Origin of the sequence: Mammaliicoccus sp. B-M6 (assembly GCF_022386965.1) — a bacterium.
Taxonomy (GTDB): Bacteria; Bacillota; Bacilli; order Staphylococcales; family Staphylococcaceae; genus Mammaliicoccus; species Mammaliicoccus sciuri_A.
The window spans coordinates 1-19,672 of record NZ_JAJNHJ010000040.1; the positions used below are offsets into that span (position 1 = coordinate 1).

The following is a 19,672-nucleotide window of genomic DNA, read 5'->3' on the forward strand; positions in this document are numbered from 1 at the left end:
AACTAGGCTACTTATCCCCTATAGAATATAGGGAATTAGCAGCCTAGAAAATAGTGTTTTTATTGAGCTCCCTTAGTAAGGGTGCAGTGCCGTAATCTGCTACTTTTTTCTTATCCGTTATGATATTTATATAACCATAAGACGCCTGATTTAATGACTCTTGCTAAACGACCTGTTACAGTTTGTTCCATTAAATATGCGAACCCTTGTTTTTCACCAAGTGAACCTACAAATCCTTGTGGTTTCAATTCTGTCATCTTTTCAGGTAGTGGTTTGTTTGCCCATTGTAATTTCATGACTTCAGCGATTTGATCAGCTTGTATTTCTGCTAAATATGCGCTTGGTGCATGTGGTAATGCTGCACAATCGCCTACAATATATACATTTGGATATGTTGGAATTTGATGATATTGATTTACGATAACCCTTCTACCGTCATTAGTATCAACTGGAAGATTTCTAACGATTTCAACTGGTTGTATACCGGCAGTCCATACGACTAAATCAACGTTATGAATATCTTCATTGTTATAAAGTTGTCCTGGTTCAACTTTAGTGATATTTGAATTTGGTACAACTTCTACATTATGTTTATCAAACCATTTTTTTACGTATTTACTTAACTTTTCTGGGAATGCAGGTAAGATTCGTGCACCTCTATCGAAAAGTTTGATTTTGATATCTTGTCGACTTTCACGTAATTCACTTGCAAGTTCTATACCGCTTAACCCTGCACCAACGATACCTACAGTTGCATCGCTTGGTAAGTCACATATTGCTTGGTATGTTTTGCGTGCGTTTTGTACAGTTTGAATACTATAAGTATATTCTTTTGCGCCAGGTACGTTGTGGTATTTGTCTTCACAACCTAAACCTATTACAAGTTCATCATAATCAACTCGTGTATCTCCAACTGAAACAATTTGATTGTCTAAATCAATATCAGTAATTTCCCCATATACTGTATTAATTTTTTTATCTTTTGGAAATTGAACTCGAATATCTTTATCTGGTTTTGTGCCTGCTGCTAATGCGTAGAATTCTGTTTTTAAACCGTGAAATGGCATACGATCAATCAGCGTAATTGAATAATCGGAAGGTAATGTGCTTGGAAGTATTTCTTTCATTAAGCGCATATTACCGTATCCGCCCCCTAATAATACTAAGCTTTTCATCGTTATTCTCCTTTGTCCATAAATCAAATTTCTACAAATTTGTATGTATATATTTTATAATATATAAGTATACTTTTAGTATAATCGTTTTTGGCATAAACTACAATGAATGTTAAAATAGTTTAATGAATAAAAAGTGAGTAGGTGAACACATTGAACCCAATTGTCGAATTTTGTATTTCAAACTTGGCCAAAGGTGCTGATGTAGTGTTTAACAAGCTCGACAATGATCCAGAAGTAGATGTATTGGAATACGGTTGTCTACAAAATTGTGGACCATGTGCAAGAGGGTTATATGCATTAGTCAATGGAGATATGGTCAAGGGAGAAACACCAGAAGAATTACTTGAAAATATATATAGTCATATAGAAGAAAATTGGATTTTTTAGGAGGAATAAATATGTCAACTGTTATATTAACTGAAGCAGCAGCTTATGAAGTTAAAGATATGATGAAAAATAACGATATGCCAAATGGTTATTTGAAAGTATCTGTTAAAGGTGGCGGTTGTACGGGACTTTCTTACGGGATGTCAGCAGAAGAAGAACCAGCAGAGAATGATGAAGTTCTAGAGTTTTATGGTGTGAAAGTGTTAGTAGATAAGAATGATGCACCAATTTTAAATGGTACAACAATTGACTTTAAGACATCTTTAATGGGTGGCGGATTTGCGATTGACAACCCTAATGCGATTGCAGCTTGTGGTTGCGGAAGCTCATTTAAGACAAGAGATGTTTCTGGTACACCAGAACAATGCTAAGGAATTGATATGTCACACTTGAATTTATCTTTATAAAAATATACAATAAAACTTGTATGTAAATAGTATTATCTTTATTTGTGAGGAAAAACACAAAGTGACACAACTTTCCTATAAGTGTCAAACAAAATTTAGAAAGTATAGGTGAAAATAATGGGATTTGAACGTAAAAAAGTTCTAGTATTAGGGGCAGGTTACGCTGGCTTACAAACAGTAACTAAATTGCAAAAATTAGTTTCAAACCAAGACGTTGATGTTACATTAATCAACAAAAACGATTATCACTACGAAGCTACATGGTTACACGAAGCTTCTGCTGGTACTTTAAACTATGAGGATGCTTTATACCCAATTACAAATGTAATCGACAGAAATAAAGTAAACTTCGTTAAAGCAGAAGTAACAAAAATCAACAAAGATGCTAAAACAGTTGAAACATCTAACGGTGTATTCGAATATGATATTCTTGTTGTTGCATTAGGATTTGAAAGTGAAACATTCGGTATTGAAGGTATGAAAGAACATGCTTTACAAATCGAAAACATTAACACTTCTCGTCGTATTGCTAAACACATCGAAGATAAATTTGCTAATTATGCTGCATCTAAAGAAAAAGATGAAAATGACTTAGCAATCTTAGTTGGTGGCGCTGGATTCACTGGTGTTGAATTATTAGGTGAATTAACAGAACGCATTCCTGAATTATGTAAAAAATACGGTGTAGATCAATCTAAAGTTAAAATCACTTGTGTTGAAGCTGCTCCAAAAATGTTACCTATGTTCTCAGAAAACTTAGTGAACTACGTTGTTAAATATTTAGAAGATCGTGGTGTTGAATTCAAAATTTCTACTCCAATCGTTGCTTGTAATGAAAAAGGTTTCGTAGTTAAAGTTAACGACGAAGAACAAACTTTAGAAGCTAACACAGCTATTTGGGCTGCAGGTGTTAGAGGTAGCAAATTAATGGAAGAATCATTTGACGGCGTTAAACGTGGTCGTATCGTAGTTAAAGATGATTTATCAATCGACAACTATGATGATATCTTCGTAATTGGTGACTGTTCAGCTGTTATGGCTGGTGAAGGAGACAACAAACGTCCACTTCCAACAACAGCACAAATCGCTATGCAACAAGGTGAACACCTTGCTAAAAACATCAAAAACATCTTCAATGGTGAGAAAACAGAACCATTCGTATACGATGACAAAGGTACTGTATGCTCATTAGGTAGCCATGATGGTGTTGGTGTTGTTATGGGTCGTGAAATTACTGGTAAAAAAGCAGCATTCATGAAAAAAGTTATCGATACTCGTGCAATTTTCAAAATTGGTGGTATCGGATTAGCCTATAAAAAAGGTAAATTCTAATTGATTCATTATTAAGTGTAGAGACCTGCTATTAGGCGGGTCTCTTTTTTTAAAGGAGGTTAGCTATGATATCTTTACCGCAAGTTATCATATCAATGGCATTATTTTTTGTTCTGTTTTTTGGAATCGCTTTTATATTAAATATGCTATTAAAAGGTACTTGGTTAATGGTCGTACTTTATCCATTTGTTATTTTTGCAATTGTAGATAAAATTTCCACAGCTATGTACTTTACAGATCCAGCAACTGCATTTTCAAAACTTATTACAGGTTTAACACATATACATACTGCGGATATATTAATGCTTGGTTCAGGATGGATTGGCGCGATTGTCGCAGGATTTGTTATAAGGAATTTACGAAGAAGCGGTTATTCAATGTTTTAACAAAAGGGGATATTAATGATGAATATAAAAATTAAAGAATCATATTCTAATAATGAACATCCGATTGTAATCGGTTGTCCAAGTCATTTAAATCAAATGCACAGTTTTGATGAAATTGATCAAATTTTAGGCGGACAACTTGAAAATTTAAAAAAACAACAAATTATTAGTAGCGAACTTGGTAAAATCACTAGTACAGCGATTATCGTAAATGGACAAGTCGTTAAACTAATTGCTGTAGGGTTAAGTAATTTAAAAGAAATTAAAGAAAATGACTATCAAGTTGTGTATGGAAACTTAAGCAGATATTTACAAAGTAATAGAATTGAAGAAGTCCATTTGTTAGATGATACGTTTGTATCACAAAATGTATCTCATCAAGAACGTGCTTATCGTTTTGGTTGGTTATTCACACAAGCTACATTTGTATTTGATACGTATAAATCAAATAAATCAGCAAATGTTGATACAGTCATTAACTATGTTACAACGACAACTGAAGATGTTACGACATTTATTAATCAAGGTGAAATTTTAGGAGAAAGTGTTAATTTAGCGAGAACATATTCGCAAACACCTCCTAATATTTTAACGCCAGATTATTTCGCAAACCAAATTGAACAGCACTTTAAAGATTCACAAGTAAAAGTAACGATTAAAAATGAAGATGAAATTAGAGAAGAAGGTATTGGTTTATTAGATGCAGTTGGTAAAGGATCTATAAACCCACCACGTTTAGTCGTGCTTGAATATAAAGGTTCAACTCAAGATCCAATCGCACTTGTAGGTAAAGGTGTGACATATGATTCAGGTGGTTACCAAATTAAATCTAAAACAGGTATGCCAACGATGAAATATGACATGAGTGGTGCAAGTAACGTAGTAGGTATGATGCATGCTATTAATCAATTACAATTACCAATTCATGTGGTGGCAGTATTACCATTAGCTGAAAATATGATTTCAAGCAATGCAATGAAACCAGATGATGTATATACAGCATTAAGTGGAGAAACAGTTGAAATAACAAATACGGATGCTGAAGGAAGATTAGTATTAGGTGATGCTGTTTCATTCGTTAAACAATATAAGCCAGAGCTTATTATGAACTTTGCGACATTAACAGGAGCTGTTGTTGCAGCATTAGGTTTAGGGAAAACGGGGATATTCTCAAGCGATGCTGATCAATACATTGATGATGTGAAACAAGCTGCGAAATATTCAAATGAAGTAAGTTTTGAATTACCGATAACAGATGAAGAGAAACAAGATATTAAATCTTCAGAAGTTGCAGATTTAACTAACTGTATTTTAAATAAAAACGGTAAAGCATTATTTGCAGCAGCATTTGTAACGCATTTTAGTGATGAAATACCTCACTTACACTTTGATATTGCAGGTTCAGGGGAAACAGAAAAGGATTCATTCAAAGGACCAAAGGGTGCGACAGGTGCTATGATACCAACAGTACTACATTTCTTAAAAAATAAATAAAATCAGTCAATCACATATAAAGCGGGATAAAAAATCTATGTAGAAAGCTAGGTTTAGATCCCGCTTTAATTATGACGAAATTTGATTCAGAATATTCGGACTAATTCTTGAAATGTTGACATGCTATTTCTCAACTGATATGATAAGTTCATTATTTCACTTTATCGTGGTAGAGAACTAAAGAATGGAGAGGGTCTTTTTGGAAATAAATGCAGTATTAGTAGCTGTTATTGTGATGATTATACTTTGTTTAATGCGTTTAAATGTTGTACTAAGTATATTCATAGGTGCATTAACAGGTGGTTTATTAAGTGGAATGTCTGTTGATAAAGTCATTTCCACATTTGGTAAAACAATCGTTGATGGTTCAGAAGTTGCATTATCTTATGCATTATTAGGAGGATTTGCAGCACTGATTTCATATAGTGGTATAACTGACTACATTGTAGGAAAAATCATTACATCAATGAAAAAAGAAAATTCACAGAAAAGTAGAGTAAAAATAAAAATATTATTAGTAGCTGTATTACTTGTCATATCAGTACTCAGTCAAAATATTATACCTGTCCATATCGCATTTATACCTATTCTTATACCACCATTATTAAGCTTATTTAATGAACTACAAATGGATAGAAGATTAATTGCTACAGTTATTGGATTCGGACTATGTTTCCCATACATTTTATTCCCTTACGGTTATGGTCACATATTCCAATCTATTATCTTTGATGCATTTGGAAAAGCAAACGTAGATATAGAATTCAATAGTATTTGGAAAGCGATGTTAATTCCTTCAATGGGTTATGTATTCGGATTAATCGTTGCGATTATTATGTACTGGAAACCTAGAACATATAAAACAATTAAAGTAGAAGAAGACGAAGAAATGAAAACATTAAAGCCATATCCTTTAATTGTGACTGGATTAGCGATTTTAGGAACATTCGTTGTTCAAACATTAACGGAATCTATGATTTTTGGTGCATTAGCAGGGATCTTAATATTCTTCTTCTCAGGGTTATATAACTGGAGAGATTTAGATGCTAAATTAGTTGAAGGTATTCAAATCATGGCATACATTGGTGTTGTAATTTTAACAGCAAACGGATTTGCAGGTGTAATGAGTGCTACAAACGAAGTGAGTTCACTTGTTAAAGGATTAGCTACAATTACAGGAGATAATAAAGCATTCAGTATTATTATGATGTACGTTATTGGTCTCATTGTTACGCTAGGTATAGGATCATCATTCGCGACAATCCCGATTATTGCTAGTTTATTTATTCCTTTTGGACAAGAAATTGGACTTAGCACAATGGCATTAATAGCTGTTATCGGAACAGCAGGTGCGTTAGGTGATTCAGGAAGCCCTGCAAGTGATTCAACTTTAGGACCAACAGCTGGTTTAAATGTTGATGGTGAACACGATCATATTAGAGATACGTGTATACCGAACTTCTTAATATATAATATCCCGCTAATTATTTTTGGATTTATTGCAGCAATGGTATTATAGTATGATTAAGGGGGATTAATCATATGGATTTAATAGAGAACTTTGGAATAGAAACAATCGAATCAAAACATGGTTATATCGAAATGACGATGCCAGTTACGGATAAAGTTAAACAACCATTTGGATTCTTACATGGCGGTGCAACAATAGCATTAGCTGAAACAGCAGCATCTATGGGAGCACATTACGCTTCAAGTGAAGATGAAATACCATTAGGATTAGAAATCAACGCAAACCATATAAAATCAACTAGATCTGGTACTGTACGTGCAATAGGTCAAGCTCTTCATATCGGAAGTACAACTCAAGTATGGGACGTCAAAGTTACGAACGAAAAAGACGAACTCATATCCGTTATACGCGCAACAATTGCTATCAAAAAGAAAAGATAAACAAATAAGAGCATGGGACTAACTGTCCCATGCTCTTATTATTTATTTTGCATCTTTTAAATCATCACGTATTGTTCTTTCACTAGGTCTAACGCCCATATAGTAAGCACTTCTTGAAACTAAGTGGCCTGCTAAAGGTCCTGTTATGAATATAAAGATAATACCTAGTAGAAGTTGAACATTGAAATGTCCTTCTTTTGCGATAAAGTATATCAATACACCTAACAAGATAAGCATAACTCCTAACGTAGAAGCTTTTCCTGAGGCGTGTGCGCGAGAAAAGACATCTGGTAATCTTAGAATACCTAACGCTGCGAAAAAGCTAAAGCAAGCTCCAATGACCATCATAAAAATTGAGATACTAATAAGAATCGTTTCTATCATTTTCAATGATCTCTCCTTTATCCATAAATTTCGCAAATGCTGCAGTACCTAAGAATGCTAATATACCTATTAATAATAGTATAACGAATAAATATCTAGTATTAGTTAATACTGAGAATAAAGCTATGATGGCCATTAATGTAATACCCAATGCATCGAGTGCAATGACTCTATCAGCAAGAGTAGGGCCAATAATAACACGAATCAGCATACCAATCATAGAGAGTGCAACGATGATAATCGCAATTATAACGAAAATATTTGTCATCGTATGCTCACCTCCTTGATAGCTTTTTCAAATGAATCTTTAATCGCACTCACTTCAGAATCGATATCTGAAAAATCAATTGAATGAATATAGAGTGTTTTTTTGTCATCTGAAATTGCTACGACGATTGTACCTGGTGTTAAAGTGATTAATTGTGATAATAAACTGATTTCCCAATCTTTATCTAAATCTGTAGGGTAAGCGAAAAATGCCGGCTTATTATGGATTTCTTTTTGTATGACTATTCGAATAACATCTATATTCGCTAAAATTAATTCTTTCATGAATATAACTGCCAAAATTAGTGATTTCCAAACAGGACGTAAGTATAAATGTTTGCCTGGAAGAAGCGGTAAGGCTACTAAGACGAACAATATACCAAATAGATAACCAAATACAAATGCACCAAATGTATAAGTATCTGAAAGCATCATCCATAATGCAGCTAAAAGAACATTTATAAGTACTTGTATCGCCATTAATAATCGCCTCCTAACGCATTAACATAAGTCTCTGGGTTATAGAATGGTAATGCAGCTTTTTCCACTAATGGATATAAGTAGTCTGCACCAAGACCAAATAGAATGGCTACAATTGTAATGGCAACTGATGCAATCATTAATTTATTAATTGGTAGTTTAGGATTATAAACATAACCTTTTTCTTCACCCCAAAATGCCATTAAGAAAATGCGCATTACAGAATAGAGTACACATAAACTTGATAAAAGAACGATAATACCACTTATGTAATAACCATTTTCAAATGTAGACATTACGATGATATATTTACCATAGAATCCACTTAATGGAGGTATACCAGCTAACGAAAGGGCAGCTATAAAGTATATCCAACCAAGAACTGGATAGTGATTGATTAATCCACTGAACCTTCTTAAATCAGGTGTACCAGTTATTTTAATGATGACACCAATTAATAAGAATAAAGCAGCTTTGATAATCATGTCATGTAACAAGTAGTATATACTTCCCATTATGCCATTTTTATCCATCATAGCAGCACCGATTAAGATAACGCCAATCGCAATCATAATGTTATAGATAATAATCTTTTTAACATCGTAATAAGCGATAGCACCGATACAACCCATGATAATTGTTAAAATTGCTAGAACAATTAATGTTTGCGTAATAAATTCACTATTTGTTGAATAGAATAAGCTAAATGTACGCATAATTGCATATGCACCGACTTTAGTTAATAAAGCACCGAATAGCGCGATAATTGGAATTGGTGGTGCATAATAAGCGCCAGGTAACCAGAAATACAGTGGAAACATACCTGCTTTAGTTGCAAATACAAATAGAAACATAATAAATGTAATCACAACGATATTTAAATCTGTTCCTGAAAGTTCAGCGAATTTAACATGTAGATCTCCCATGTTTAATGTACCAGTAATTGAGTAAAGCATACCGACACCTAATACAAAGAATGCAGATGTTAATACATTAACGAGTATATATTTAATACTTTCTTGTAGTTGGATTTTAGTACCACCAATAACAAGTAATAAATATGATGACATTAAAAATACTTCGAAAAATACGAATAAGTTAAATAAGTCACCAGTCATAAATGCGCCGTTAACACCTGTCACCATCATTGAAACACCAAAGTAATAAAAATATCTTTCACGATGGAGTCCAATTGATTGGTGAGAGTATATGAGTACGATAAGCGTAATCAGTAAACTTACAGTTACGAGTAATGCACTTAACATATCCACGTATATAACAATGCTGTATGGAACTGGCCAGCTACCTAAATTTAAAGTTTGTGTTCCATTCATATATATGTGGTAGAGGTTGTATAAACTCACTAAAAATGCTAACGAGAAACCTGTTAATACTACTTTACGTTTAACATAAGGTCTATGACCGACAAAAATTAACATGACCGCAGTTAAAAATGTAATGACAAGAGGTACAATAATCAAATTACTCATCTTTCGGTACCTCCTTCATCTCTTCTAAATTATCAGTTCCTAATTCTTTATAACTTCTAAAAGCTAATACTAAGAAGAATGCTGTAACAGCGAAAGCTATTACGATGGCAGTTAAGATCAATGCTTGTGGTAATGGGTCAACATAGTTCTTAATACCTTCTTCTTCAATTGGTAAGGCACCTTTTTTCAATCCACCCATTGTCAGTAACATTAAATGTACGCCATGGGATAGTAATGTAGTACCAATAATTATCCTAATTAAACTTTTAGAGAGAACTAGGTACACTGATACGGATATAATAATACCTGCAACGAAAATCATTAATATTTCCATTATTCATTCTCTCCAATCGCTAATATGATAGTAATGGCAGTACCCACAACAGCTAGTAATACACCTAAATCAAATAGCATTGCTGTATGCCAATGAACTTCACCAAAGATAGGAAGATGGAATTCTCCAAATTTATGTGTGAAAAATGTTTTGTTGTATGTCCAACTTAAAATTGGTGTTAGAACACAGAAGAACAAACCAGTTGCTGTTACTAATTTAAAGTCAAATGGGAACATTTTCTTTAATGTTTTAGTGTCAAATGCTATACCGATAATAATGACTGCAGATGAAAGTAATAATCCACCTACGAAACCGCCACCTGGTGTATAGTGTCCACCAAAGAAAATAGAAACAGCATACATCATAATAATTAGGAAAATGATAATGGCATTAAACTGAAAGAATACATCATTCGATTGTTTCTTCATGTTCTTCACCTCCATCTTTACCTTTGTCTCTTAATTTAACTAATGTGTAAATACCTAAGCCAGCAATACCTAAAACAGCTGACTCGAATAATGTATCGAATCCACGGAAGTCTACAAGAATAACGTTTACCATGTTTTTCCCAGCGGCTAGATCGTATACATTATCTATATAATATTGAGAAATAGAATCAAAATGTCTATTTCCATATGAAATTAATCCGATTGTGATAACACCAATACCGACACAAATCGAAATAATTAAGTTACCGATTTTAAAGTTTCTATTTTCATCATGTCTACTCATTTTAGGTAAATGGTAGAAACATAGTAAGAATAGAGCAGTTGAAATTGTTTCAATTGATAATTGTGTCAGTGCTAAGTCTGGTGCACCGAAGAATACAAAGAATAAAGCAACTGAATAACCAACTGCAGCTAACATAATGATGCTAAATAGTCTTGATTTAGCTAATACGATACAGAATGTACTCACTAAAATTAAGCCCATTAAAATGACTTCATATGGTCTAATTTCGCTTATATTATCGAATGCAACACTTACAGGATGTGTAAATAACGTAAGTGCAGTCATAATGATAAAGAATGCGAAAATATACATTAAGTATGATCTGATAAATCCAGTCATATAGCTTTGCGTGATTTTGTTTGAGATATAAGAACTTAATTGAATACCTCTGTCGTAATAATAATTAAACGTTAAGTATTCAGGTTGAATACTGTAAATATTGAACCATTTTTCTACTGATTTAAATAATATAAAGCCAATAATAAATACGATTAACGTACCTATTAAAGCAGGCGTTATACCGTGCCAATGAGATATATGAACATCAGGCGCGTCAGCAAATGGTGCAATTGCTCTTACTGCTGGTGCAATAATACTATTGCTTAATATATTTGGGAATAAACCAAATAACACAACTAAGAATGTCAAAATACCTGTCGGCAATAACATAAGTAATGGCGCTTCGTGTGGTTTCTTAGGTAATGCTTCAGGTTTGTAATCTCCAAAGAATATTTCATGTACATATTTAAATGAATATACAAACGTAAAGATACTACCAACAATCGCAACGATAGGTAGTAAGTAACCAAGTGTTGATAAGCCAAATACATCAGCTTGATGACTATCAAACATTGCAGTTAAGAACATTTCTTTAGATAAGAAACCATTAAATGGTGGAACACCTGCCATACTTAAAGCAGTAATAATTGTGAACGTACAAGAAATTGGCATGATGGTCATTAAACCGCCTAATTTCTTAATGTCTCGTGTACCAACTTCATGATCGATTGTTCCCGTAATCATGAATAACGCACCTTTAAATGTTGCGTGGTTAATTAAATGGAATACTGCAGCGATAATACTAGCTAAGAATAACTGACTTTCTTCACCAGAATAATGATAACTGACAGCACCGATTCCAAGCATGGACATGATCATACCGAGCTGTGAAACTGTTGAGAATGCTAAAATACCTTTTAAATCTTGTTGTTTAACAGCGTTAAATGATGCCCAGAACAATGTGATTAATCCGACAGCAGTTACCGCCCAAACAAATCCAGCACTTGCTGCAAAAATTGGTGTTGTACGAGCAACTAAATATATACCTGCCTTAACCATTGTTGCTGAGTGCAAATACGCACTGACTGGTGTAGGTGCTTCCATTGCATCTGGTAACCAAATATGAAATGGAAATTGTGCAGATTTAGTCATAGCACCAATTAAAATTAAAATCATTGCAAAAATAAAGTAAGGTGAACTTTGAATTTCAGCGGCATTTTGTACTAAAGAAGTAATGCTCCATGAATTACCTGCAATTGCGATACAAATAAATCCACCTAGTAACATTAAGCCACCGAACACTGTAATTAATAATGACTTTTGTGCGCCATATATTGAAGATTGTTTATGGCGCCAATAAGCAATAAGTAAGAAACTTGAAATAGATGTTAATTCCCAGAATAGGTAAAGCATTAATAGATTATCTGATAATACAACACCTAACATAGCCCCCATGAACATAAGTAAATAACAATAAAAATTACCGAGTGATTCATTTTTACTTAAATATGTAATGGAATATAATACAACGAGCGCACCAATCCCTGTAATTAATGATGCGAATAATAAACTTAGTCCGTCTAAATGAACGGAGAAGTTCATACCTAATCTAGGCATGAAATCCCATATTACAATGAATGGCTTTTCCGAATCCGGAACATTTATGTATGACATAAAATAACTAAATATAATAATCGGAATAGGTAGTACAAACCATCCTAGATGTATACCTTTATAAAATCTGTATAAAATTGGTATTATGATTGCAAAAATTAAAGGTAACAAAATCATAATATGCATCAAACTCATTTAATAACCTCCTTCCAAAAATCTTATAAATATTATTATACACAATAAAGTTAATGCTTGAAAATACTATCAAGTCAATATTTCAGAATTTTTAGGCTATTTTTAAATATGAAGAAACACGTTAAAAATTTATTAAATTTTTTTAGTTTTGCTAAAAATTCGCCTTGTATTGACGTGAATAATCTATTTTTAATTGTTCAATACACTTCAAAGCTTGTTCACTATAAGCGTTATTTCTTTTAATCATTTTTTCTTCAAGTTCAGCTAATGATGATTTTAATGAATCAATATAATTCGGAACATCGTGTGGATATTCTTTTAAAAACTGTGCAGTTGTATATCTTTTTTCGAATTGGCTTAAAGCTTTTCTTTCGTGGAAAAAGACATTTTCAACTTCATTTGGACTATGTAGATCTCCTTGTCTAGGATGTTTGAGAACAGCTAATACTTTAACAAGAAACTGATCTCCTTTTTCTTCAACTACTTCTACGACATATTGACCTGTTTTGTGTGGAAATTGATAATACATGTTGATATCCCCTTTCTAAAAAATTATGTTATGATATCACTATTGTAATTATTTTAACATGAATGGAGAATATTAAATGACAAACTATCCTCAATTAACAACTGAAATATTAGAAGGTGAAAGAGTTGTAGAAATTAAAACAACTAAAGGAAACATGACATTCAAACTATTTCCTGAATTAGCACCTAAAACTGTTGAAAACTTCATCGGTTTAGCTGAGAAAAAATACTATGATGGCATCATTTTCCATAGAGTTATCAATGACTTCATGGTTCAAGGTGGAGACCCAACTGGTACAGGTATGGGTGGAGAAAGTATTTATGGAAGTGCTTTTGAAGATGAATTCTCATTACAAGCATTTAACTTATACGGTGCGTTATCTATGGCTAATGCTGGACCAAACACAAACGGTTCTCAATTTTTCATTGTACAAATGAAAGAAGTACCAGCAAATATGTTATCTCAACTTAAAGATGGTGGTTGGCCAGAAGAAATCGTTGATCGCTATGCAGAAAAAGGTGGTACACCTTGGTTAGACCAAAAACACTCAGTATTTGGTCAAATCGTTGAAGGTGAATCAGTTCTTGAAGAAATCGCAAATGTTAAAGTTGGCGCTAACGATAAACCAGTTGAAGACGTAGTAATTGAAACAATTGAAATTATAAAATAAATCGACATTCAATTGTCATAAAAAAATCAATGCATTCGACTCAATCTTTGGTATAATTTAGTTGCTAAGGGAGTGGTCGGCTTATGATGGAATTTCTTTATTTTCCAGATAATAAATTAGAATATATTCCTGCTGTTGCTACGTTGATATTATTTATGATTTTGGCGTATATCGTATTTATGATGTTCCGTAAAAAATCTAAAAAAGACGAAGAAAAAATGAAATCATTTGAAAAACAAGTAATGGATCATTTAGAGCAAGAGGAGAAAAAGAACAATAAGAAGTAAATAAAGCATTCCAAACGAATACTATATATAGGAAGAGACTGAGACATATGTATGTCGAAGTCTCTTTTTTATATGTTGAACTGAGGGGTTGGCGCTAACGATCAAGAAACAAAAACAAGATCGTTAGAAATTCTAACGTCCAAGAAACAGAAACAAGATCGTTAGCGCCCAACATATCTCACAATATCCCTATACAAATCCTCCAACACATAAAGAATCTTTAATCTATTTTCTCCATAGAATACTTATTTTTTAATCTAATTATAAATTCATGAATTTATAGATGATTTATATTTATGCATAATATTTTCAGAATTATATATCAAATTAATGGTTTAATAAAAATAACTATGCTATGATGAAATAGTTAATAACTTCAAGTACAAGGGGTTTTCTAAAAGTGAGAAAACAATATAAAGTTGGTCAGTTTGTAAAGGTAAAAGTGACTGGCATTCAGCCATATGGCGCCTTTGTTGAAACCCCTGATCATGTGGAAGGTCTCATTCATATTTCTGAAGTGATGAATGATTACGTGCACAACCTTAATCAATTTCTTAATGTTGGCCAGATAGTAAAAGCTAAAATAATTAAAGTTGAAGCGGATGGCAAGTTGAATTTATCACTTAAAGATAATGAATATTTCAAAAGACAAGAACGTAAGAAAGAAAAGCGCTCAGTTCTAGATGAAATTAGAGAGACAGAAAAATACGGGTTTCAACCTTTAGAAGAAAGGTTGCCTAAGTGGATTAAACAATCAAATAAACATTTTGAAGACGAATAAATGATCTATCGTCTTTATAAGTCGGATATCTTACATGATAATCCGGCTTTTTTTATGCGAAAAATCACTTCATTCAATGAACATTTAAACGGCTTTTTGAATATTTATTTGAAGTAAATTTACAACTTATTTTTATTGTAAAAATTCAGAAAAAAATAGCTTGAAGTAATCTATAAAAGTGTGTCATTATAGGAATGTAAGGGGTTTCTTAATACCCCGTATAAACATAGGGAGGTTTACTTTAATGATTCCGTACAAACACGAACCATTTACTGATTTTACGAAAGAGGAGAATAAGGCTGCTTACTTAGAAGGTCTTAAAACAGTTGAAGGATATTTAGGAAAAGAGTATCCAATTATTGTTGGAGGCGAACGTATTTTTACAGAAGATAAAACACGTTCATATAACCCTTCAAATATTGAAGAAACAGTAGGATTAGTTTCTAAAGCAAGCAAAGAACATGCTGAAAAAGCAATGGAAGCTGCTAAAGAAGCCTTTAAAATATGGAGAGATACTGATCCAAGTGTCCGTGCTGACGTTTTATTCAGAGCAGCAGCAATTACGAGACGTCGTAAACACGAATTCTCAGCTTTACTTTCTAAAGAAGGTGGTAAACCATGGAAAGAAGCAGATGCAGATACTGCTGAAGCAATCGACTTTATGGAATACTATGCACGTCAAATGCTTGAATTAAAAGACGGTAAAAAAGTAGAAAGTCGTCCAGGAGAATATAATAAATATAATTATTTACCAGTTGGTGTAAGTGTTGTTATTTCACCATGGAACTTCGCATTTGCAATTATGGCTGGTACAACTGTAGCACCAGTCGTAACAGGAAACACTGTGTTATTAAAACCATCATCTAAAACACCAGTTATCGCTTATAAATTTATGGAAGTTTTAGAAGAAGCAGGTTTACCAAAAGGGGTGGTAAACTACATTCCAGGTTCATCAAGTGAAATCGGTGATTATTTAATTGATCATAAAGATACAAGTCTTATTTCATTCACTGGTTCTCGTGATGTAGGTGTTTCTATTTACGAAAGAGCTGCAAAAGTTCAAAAAGGCCAAACACACCTTAAACGCGTTATTGCTGAAATGGGTGGTAAAGATACAATTATTGTTGATTCAGAAGGCGACTTAGATTTAGCAGCTGATTCAATTGTACAATCAGCATTTGGATTCTCAGGTCAAAAATGTTCAGCATGTTCACGTGTCATTGCAGTTGAAGATATTTATGATGAATTATTAGACAAAGTAGTTGAACGTACAGAAAAACTAACTGTCGGTGATTCAACTGACCAAGCTAATTATATGGGTCCAGTAATTGACGAAAACTCATTAAACAAAATTAAAAAATATATCGAAATCGGTAAAAAAGAAGGCCGTATTGTAGCAGGTGGTACAACTGACGAAGAAAAAGGACATTTCGTTAACCCAACTGTTATTGCTGATTTAAAACATGACGACAGAGTAATGCAAGAAGAAATCTTTGGACCAGTTGTTGGTTTCAGCAAAGCAAAAGATTTTGATCAAGCAATTGAATTTGCAAATGATACAGAATACGGTTTAACAGGTGGGGTTATTACAAACAACCGCTCTAAATTAGAACAAGCACGTAGAGACTTTATGGTAGGTAACTTATACTTCAATAGAGGATGTACAGGTGCTATTGTAGGTTACCAACCATTTGGTGGCTTTAAAATGTCAGGTACAGATTCTAAAGCAGGTGGACCAGACTACTTAGTACTTCACTTACAAGGACGTACTACTTCAGAAATGTTATAATATTGTTGAAATAATAAAAATACAGTAGGGCGTTTACATGCTCTACTGTTTTAATGGGAGGAGATTTAATATGACAAAGTCACAAGAAATCATTGAACAAACAAATACATTTGGTGCGCCGAACTATTTGCCATTACCAATTGTAATTTCAGAAGCGGAAGGTATTTGGGTTAAAGATCCAGAGGGCAATCGCTATTTAGATATGTTATCTGCTTATTCTGCAGTTAACCAAGGTCATCGTCATCCGAAAATTATCCAAGCATTAAAAGATCAAGCAGATCGTGTAACACTTACTTCACGTGCATTCCACAGTGACCAATTAGGTCCTTGGTATGAAAAAATTTGTAAACTTGCAAATAAAGAAATGGTATTGCCAATGAACACAGGTGCAGAAGCTGTTGAAACAGCGATTAAAGCTGCAAGACGTTGGGCATATGATGTGAAAGGCGTAGAAGATAACAAAGCAGAAATCATTGCGATGAATGGTAACTTCCATGGTCGTACAATGGCTGCAGTTTCACTTTCTTCAGAAAAAGAATATCAAAGAGGTTACGGTCCATTATTAGGTGGATTCAAACTTGTTGATTTCGGTGATATCGAACAAATTAAATCTGCTATTACACCAAATACAGCAGCCGTATTAATTGAACCTATCCAAGGTGAAGCGGGTATTAATGTACCTGAAGACGGTTATTTAAAACAAATTAGAGAAGTTTGTGATGAAAACAATGTATTATTCATTGCAGATGAAATTCAAGCTGGTCTTGGTAGAACAGGTAAATTATTCGCAACAGATTGGGATAATGTTCAACCAGATATGTATATCTTAGGTAAAGCATTAGGCGGAGGCGTATTCCCAATTTCATGTATCGTTGGTAATAAAGAAATACTAGAAGTATTTAATCCAGGTTCACATGGTTCTACTTTTGGTGGTAACCCTCTAGCATGTGCGGTATCTGTTGCAGCATTAGATGTACTAATTGATGAAAAATTATCTGAACGTTCTTTAGAATTAGGAACTTATTTCAAAGAAGAATTACAAAAAATTGATCATCCATCAATCAAAGAAGTAAGAGGTAAAGGTTTATTCATCGGTATCGAATTAACTGAAGATGCAAGACCATATTGTGAAAAATTAAAAGAATTAGGTCTGTTATGTAAAGAAACACACGATACAGTTATTCGTTTTGCACCACCACTTATTATCGAAAAAGAAGATTTAGATTGGGCACTTGATCAAGTTAAGTCTGTTTTTAAATAAAAAATCTGATAACGTTTACAAAAAAACGTTTAAGACCTTTTAAAAATAATCAATTATGTTACAATTATTTAGAGATTAAAAGTATTTAAAAAAGAGGCGAAGAGGATCATGAGCGAAAATTTAAATTTAGTTTCATCGACACAAGAAATTATTGGTGAAGCCCTTAATAAATTAGGTTTTGACGAGGGAATGTACGATTTAATTAAAGAACCAATGAGATTATTAACAGTGCGTATACCTGTAAGAATGGATGACGGTTCTGTTAAGACATTTACTGGTTATCGTGCACAACATAATGATGCAGTTGGACCAACTAAAGGTGGGGTTCGTTTCCACCCAGATGTTGATGTCGAAGAAGTAACAGCATTATCTATGTGGATGACGTTAAAATGTGGAATTGTAGATTTACCATATGGTGGTGGTAAAGGTGGTATTGTCTGTGACCCAAGACAAATGAGTATTCATGAAGTAGAAAGATTATCTCGTGGATATGTTCGTGCTATTTCTCAAATAGTAGGTCCTACAAAAGACATTCCAGCACCAGACGTATTTACAAACTCACAAATTATGGCTTGGATGATGGATGAATATAGTCAAATGGATGAATTCAATTCTCCAGGATTTATTACTGGTAAACCTATTGTTTTAGGTGGTTCTCAAGGTAGAGATCGTTCTACTGCATTAGGTGTTGTTATTGCAATTGAAGAAGCAGCTAAGAGACGTGGAAAAACAATCGAAGGTTCAAGAGTCGTTATTCAAGGATTTGGTAACGCAGGAAGCTTTTTAGCGAAATTCTTATATGATCAAGGCGCTAAAATTGTAGGTATTTCAGATGCTTACGGTGCACTTCATGATCCTGAAGGTTTAGATATCGATTATTTATTAGATCGTCGTGATAGCTTCGGAACAGTTACAAATCTATTTGATGACACAATTTCTAATAAAGAATTATTTGAAATTGATTGTGATATCCTTGTTCCAGCAGCGATTTCAAATCAAATTACAGAAGAAAATGCTAATGATATTAAAGCTGAAATTGTAGTAGAAGCAGCTAATGGTCCAACTACAATGGCAGCAACTAAAATATTAAGTGAGCGTGGCGTTCTTCTTGTACCAGACGTACTAGCAAGTGCTGGTGGCGTAACAGTATCATACTTCGAGTGGGTACAAAATAACCAAGGTTATTACTGGACTGAAGAAGAAGTTAACGAAAAACTACGTGAAAAATTAGTTAAAGCTTTTGATACGATTTATAACTTATCAGAAAACAGAAAAATAGATATGAGATTAGCAGCTTATATTGTAGGTATTAAACGTACAGCTGAAGCGGCTAGATATAGAGGTTGGGCATAAGCCTTAACCAATAAAAAACACACCATTATGAATGGTGTGTTTCAGACTGTGGACAAACTGAACTTAAATTTATAAGTTCAGTTTGTTTTTTTGTATAGATTAATAATTTCCACTAAAATCATGATTAAACTA

Annotated in this window: 22 protein-coding genes; 13 read left to right on the forward strand and 9 right to left on the reverse strand. The window is 33.3% G+C overall.

All coding sequences use genetic code 11. From position 1 onward, the window contains the following. Nucleotides 1-110 precede the first annotated feature (110 nt). Complete coding sequence (locus tag LQ693_RS11785) at nucleotides 111-1,175, reverse strand: NAD(P)/FAD-dependent oxidoreductase (protein ID WP_107618111.1); 1,065 nt, start codon at nucleotides 1,173-1,175, stop codon at nucleotides 111-113. Between the two features lie 153 nt (nucleotides 1,176-1,328). Between LQ693_RS11785 and LQ693_RS11790 the strand changes: the two genes are divergently transcribed. The 7 genes from LQ693_RS11790 (at nucleotide 1,329) to LQ693_RS11820 (ending at nucleotide 7,095) form a co-directional block, all read left to right on the forward strand. Further along, complete coding sequence (locus LQ693_RS11790) at nucleotides 1,329-1,565, forward strand: YuzB family protein (protein ID WP_025904683.1); 237 nt, start codon at nucleotides 1,329-1,331, stop codon at nucleotides 1,563-1,565. 11 nt (nucleotides 1,566-1,576) lie between these two features. After that, nucleotides 1,577-1,936 carry a HesB/IscA family protein gene (locus LQ693_RS11795; protein WP_025904684.1) on the forward strand — a complete coding sequence of 120 codons (360 nt, stop codon included), beginning with the start codon at nucleotides 1,577-1,579 and terminating at the stop codon, nucleotides 1,934-1,936. Between the two features lie 153 nt (nucleotides 1,937-2,089). Continuing rightward, a complete protein-coding gene (locus tag LQ693_RS11800) occupies nucleotides 2,090-3,304 on the forward strand; it encodes an NAD(P)/FAD-dependent oxidoreductase (protein ID WP_037588845.1) in 1,215 nt (404 codons plus the stop codon). A 65-nt stretch (nucleotides 3,305-3,369) separates the two neighbouring features. Beyond that, a complete protein-coding gene (locus LQ693_RS11805) occupies nucleotides 3,370-3,690 on the forward strand; it encodes a YuiB family protein (protein ID WP_025904686.1) in 321 nt (106 codons plus the stop codon). A gap of 18 nt (nucleotides 3,691-3,708) precedes the next feature. Then, nucleotides 3,709-5,184: a M17 family metallopeptidase gene (locus LQ693_RS11810; protein ID WP_107596487.1), complete on the forward strand. Its 1,476-nt coding sequence runs from the start codon at nucleotides 3,709-3,711 to the stop codon at nucleotides 5,182-5,184. Between the two features lie 184 nt (nucleotides 5,185-5,368). Next, nucleotides 5,369-6,703, forward strand: coding sequence for a Na+/H+ antiporter family protein (locus LQ693_RS11815; protein WP_182579430.1), 1,335 nt, complete (start codon nucleotides 5,369-5,371; stop codon nucleotides 6,701-6,703). Between the two features lie 23 nt (nucleotides 6,704-6,726). After that, nucleotides 6,727-7,095 (forward strand): PaaI family thioesterase, encoded by a 369-nt coding sequence (locus LQ693_RS11820; RefSeq protein WP_107618113.1) that lies wholly within the window; start codon nucleotides 6,727-6,729, stop codon nucleotides 7,093-7,095. A 42-nt stretch (nucleotides 7,096-7,137) separates the two neighbouring features. Here LQ693_RS11820 and mnhG read toward each other — a convergent pair whose 3' ends face one another. The 8 genes from mnhG to kapB all read right to left on the reverse strand — a co-directional run bounded on the left by mnhG (nucleotide 7,138) and on the right by kapB (nucleotide 13,399). Further along, a complete protein-coding gene (mnhG, locus tag LQ693_RS11825; protein ID WP_025904690.1) occupies nucleotides 7,138-7,479 on the reverse strand; it encodes a monovalent cation/H(+) antiporter subunit G in 342 nt (113 codons plus the stop codon). Continuing rightward, nucleotides 7,457-7,747, reverse strand: coding sequence for a Na(+)/H(+) antiporter subunit F1 (locus LQ693_RS11830; protein WP_025904691.1), 291 nt, complete (start codon nucleotides 7,745-7,747; stop codon nucleotides 7,457-7,459). Before LQ693_RS11830 ends, mnhG begins: the two co-directional genes overlap by 23 nt. Further along, the gene (locus tag LQ693_RS11835; protein ID WP_025904692.1) at nucleotides 7,744-8,226 is read right to left on the reverse strand and encodes a Na+/H+ antiporter subunit E; all 483 of its coding nucleotides are present in this window, start codon (nucleotides 8,224-8,226) and stop codon (nucleotides 7,744-7,746) included. Before LQ693_RS11835 ends, LQ693_RS11830 begins: the two co-directional genes overlap by 4 nt. Then, nucleotides 8,226-9,716: a Na+/H+ antiporter subunit D gene (locus LQ693_RS11840; protein WP_107618114.1), complete on the reverse strand. Its 1,491-nt coding sequence runs from the start codon at nucleotides 9,714-9,716 to the stop codon at nucleotides 8,226-8,228. The genes LQ693_RS11835 and LQ693_RS11840 overlap by 1 nt, the downstream gene beginning before the upstream one ends. After that, nucleotides 9,709-10,050 carry a Na(+)/H(+) antiporter subunit C gene (locus LQ693_RS11845; protein WP_025904694.1) on the reverse strand — a complete coding sequence of 114 codons (342 nt, stop codon included), beginning with the start codon at nucleotides 10,048-10,050 and terminating at the stop codon, nucleotides 9,709-9,711. The genes LQ693_RS11840 and LQ693_RS11845 overlap by 8 nt, the downstream gene beginning before the upstream one ends. Next, nucleotides 10,050-10,478: a Na(+)/H(+) antiporter subunit B gene (locus LQ693_RS11850; RefSeq protein WP_025904695.1), complete on the reverse strand. Its 429-nt coding sequence runs from the start codon at nucleotides 10,476-10,478 to the stop codon at nucleotides 10,050-10,052. The genes LQ693_RS11845 and LQ693_RS11850 overlap by 1 nt, the downstream gene beginning before the upstream one ends. Beyond that, nucleotides 10,459-12,870: a Na+/H+ antiporter subunit A gene (locus LQ693_RS11855; RefSeq protein WP_025904696.1), complete on the reverse strand. Its 2,412-nt coding sequence runs from the start codon at nucleotides 12,868-12,870 to the stop codon at nucleotides 10,459-10,461. The genes LQ693_RS11850 and LQ693_RS11855 overlap by 20 nt, the downstream gene beginning before the upstream one ends. Nucleotides 12,871-13,021: 151 nt before the next feature. Then, complete coding sequence (gene kapB, locus LQ693_RS11860) at nucleotides 13,022-13,399, reverse strand: sporulation phosphorelay system protein KapB (protein ID WP_107565324.1); 378 nt, start codon at nucleotides 13,397-13,399, stop codon at nucleotides 13,022-13,024. Nucleotides 13,400-13,475: 76 nt separating this feature from the next. On the opposite strand from kapB, the gene LQ693_RS11865 reads away from it, so the two are divergent. The 6 genes from LQ693_RS11865 to LQ693_RS11890 all read left to right on the forward strand — a co-directional run bounded on the left by LQ693_RS11865 (nucleotide 13,476) and on the right by LQ693_RS11890 (nucleotide 19,540). Beyond that, nucleotides 13,476-14,069, forward strand: a complete 594-nt coding sequence (locus tag LQ693_RS11865) for a peptidylprolyl isomerase (RefSeq protein WP_025904698.1) — start codon at nucleotides 13,476-13,478, stop codon at nucleotides 14,067-14,069. Between the two features lie 83 nt (nucleotides 14,070-14,152). After that, nucleotides 14,153-14,356 carry a hypothetical protein gene (locus LQ693_RS11870; protein WP_025904699.1) on the forward strand — a complete coding sequence of 68 codons (204 nt, stop codon included), beginning with the start codon at nucleotides 14,153-14,155 and terminating at the stop codon, nucleotides 14,354-14,356. Between the two features lie 400 nt (nucleotides 14,357-14,756). Beyond that, on the forward strand, nucleotides 14,757-15,137 hold the full coding sequence (gene ygs / locus LQ693_RS11875; protein WP_025904700.1) for a S1 domain-containing post-transcriptional regulator Ygs: 381 nt from the start codon (nucleotides 14,757-14,759) through the stop codon (nucleotides 15,135-15,137). Between the two features lie 244 nt (nucleotides 15,138-15,381). Continuing rightward, the gene (pruA, locus tag LQ693_RS11880) at nucleotides 15,382-16,926 is read left to right on the forward strand and encodes an L-glutamate gamma-semialdehyde dehydrogenase (protein WP_107618338.1); all 1,545 of its coding nucleotides are present in this window, start codon (nucleotides 15,382-15,384) and stop codon (nucleotides 16,924-16,926) included. A gap of 70 nt (nucleotides 16,927-16,996) precedes the next feature. Continuing rightward, the gene (locus LQ693_RS11885; protein WP_025904702.1) at nucleotides 16,997-18,187 is read left to right on the forward strand and encodes an ornithine--oxo-acid transaminase; all 1,191 of its coding nucleotides are present in this window, start codon (nucleotides 16,997-16,999) and stop codon (nucleotides 18,185-18,187) included. 108 nt (nucleotides 18,188-18,295) lie between these two features. Beyond that, nucleotides 18,296-19,540, forward strand: coding sequence for a Glu/Leu/Phe/Val family dehydrogenase (locus tag LQ693_RS11890; RefSeq protein WP_025904703.1), 1,245 nt, complete (start codon nucleotides 18,296-18,298; stop codon nucleotides 19,538-19,540). The last annotated feature ends 132 nt before the right edge of the window (nucleotides 19,541-19,672 follow it).

What these genes read in the sequence shown, in the direction of transcription:
- kapB (WP_107565324.1), bottom strand. Translation starts at nt 13,399, where the DNA reads ATGTATTATCAATTTCCACACAAAACAGGTCAATATGTCGTAGAAGTA.
- LQ693_RS11785 (WP_107618111.1), bottom strand. Translation starts at nt 1,175, where the DNA reads ATGAAAAGCTTAGTATTATTAGGGGGCGGATACGGTAATATGCGCTTA.
- LQ693_RS11890 (WP_025904703.1), top strand. Translation starts at nt 18,296, where the DNA reads ATGAGCGAAAATTTAAATTTAGTTTCATCGACACAAGAAATTATTGGT.
- LQ693_RS11840 (WP_107618114.1), bottom strand. Translation starts at nt 9,716, where the DNA reads ATGAGTAATTTGATTATTGTACCTCTTGTCATTACATTTTTAACTGCG.
- LQ693_RS11815 (WP_182579430.1), top strand. Translation starts at nt 5,369, where the DNA reads ATGGAGAGGGTCTTTTTGGAAATAAATGCAGTATTAGTAGCTGTTATT.
- LQ693_RS11810 (WP_107596487.1), top strand. Translation starts at nt 3,709, where the DNA reads ATGAATATAAAAATTAAAGAATCATATTCTAATAATGAACATCCGATT.
- LQ693_RS11870 (WP_025904699.1), top strand. Translation starts at nt 14,153, where the DNA reads ATGATGGAATTTCTTTATTTTCCAGATAATAAATTAGAATATATTCCT.
- pruA (WP_107618338.1), top strand. Translation starts at nt 15,382, where the DNA reads ATGATTCCGTACAAACACGAACCATTTACTGATTTTACGAAAGAGGAG.
- LQ693_RS11845 (WP_025904694.1), bottom strand. Translation starts at nt 10,050, where the DNA reads ATGGAAATATTAATGATTTTCGTTGCAGGTATTATTATATCCGTATCA.
- LQ693_RS11850 (WP_025904695.1), bottom strand. Translation starts at nt 10,478, where the DNA reads ATGAAGAAACAATCGAATGATGTATTCTTTCAGTTTAATGCCATTATC.
- LQ693_RS11835 (WP_025904692.1), bottom strand. Translation starts at nt 8,226, where the DNA reads ATGGCGATACAAGTACTTATAAATGTTCTTTTAGCTGCATTATGGATG.
- LQ693_RS11805 (WP_025904686.1), top strand. Translation starts at nt 3,370, where the DNA reads ATGATATCTTTACCGCAAGTTATCATATCAATGGCATTATTTTTTGTT.
- LQ693_RS11820 (WP_107618113.1), top strand. Translation starts at nt 6,727, where the DNA reads ATGGATTTAATAGAGAACTTTGGAATAGAAACAATCGAATCAAAACAT.
- LQ693_RS11795 (WP_025904684.1), top strand. Translation starts at nt 1,577, where the DNA reads ATGTCAACTGTTATATTAACTGAAGCAGCAGCTTATGAAGTTAAAGAT.
- mnhG (WP_025904690.1), bottom strand. Translation starts at nt 7,479, where the DNA reads ATGATAGAAACGATTCTTATTAGTATCTCAATTTTTATGATGGTCATT.
- LQ693_RS11865 (WP_025904698.1), top strand. Translation starts at nt 13,476, where the DNA reads ATGACAAACTATCCTCAATTAACAACTGAAATATTAGAAGGTGAAAGA.
- LQ693_RS11885 (WP_025904702.1), top strand. Translation starts at nt 16,997, where the DNA reads ATGACAAAGTCACAAGAAATCATTGAACAAACAAATACATTTGGTGCG.
- LQ693_RS11855 (WP_025904696.1), bottom strand. Translation starts at nt 12,870, where the DNA reads ATGAGTTTGATGCATATTATGATTTTGTTACCTTTAATTTTTGCAATC.
- LQ693_RS11830 (WP_025904691.1), bottom strand. Translation starts at nt 7,747, where the DNA reads ATGACAAATATTTTCGTTATAATTGCGATTATCATCGTTGCACTCTCT.
- LQ693_RS11800 (WP_037588845.1), top strand. Translation starts at nt 2,090, where the DNA reads ATGGGATTTGAACGTAAAAAAGTTCTAGTATTAGGGGCAGGTTACGCT.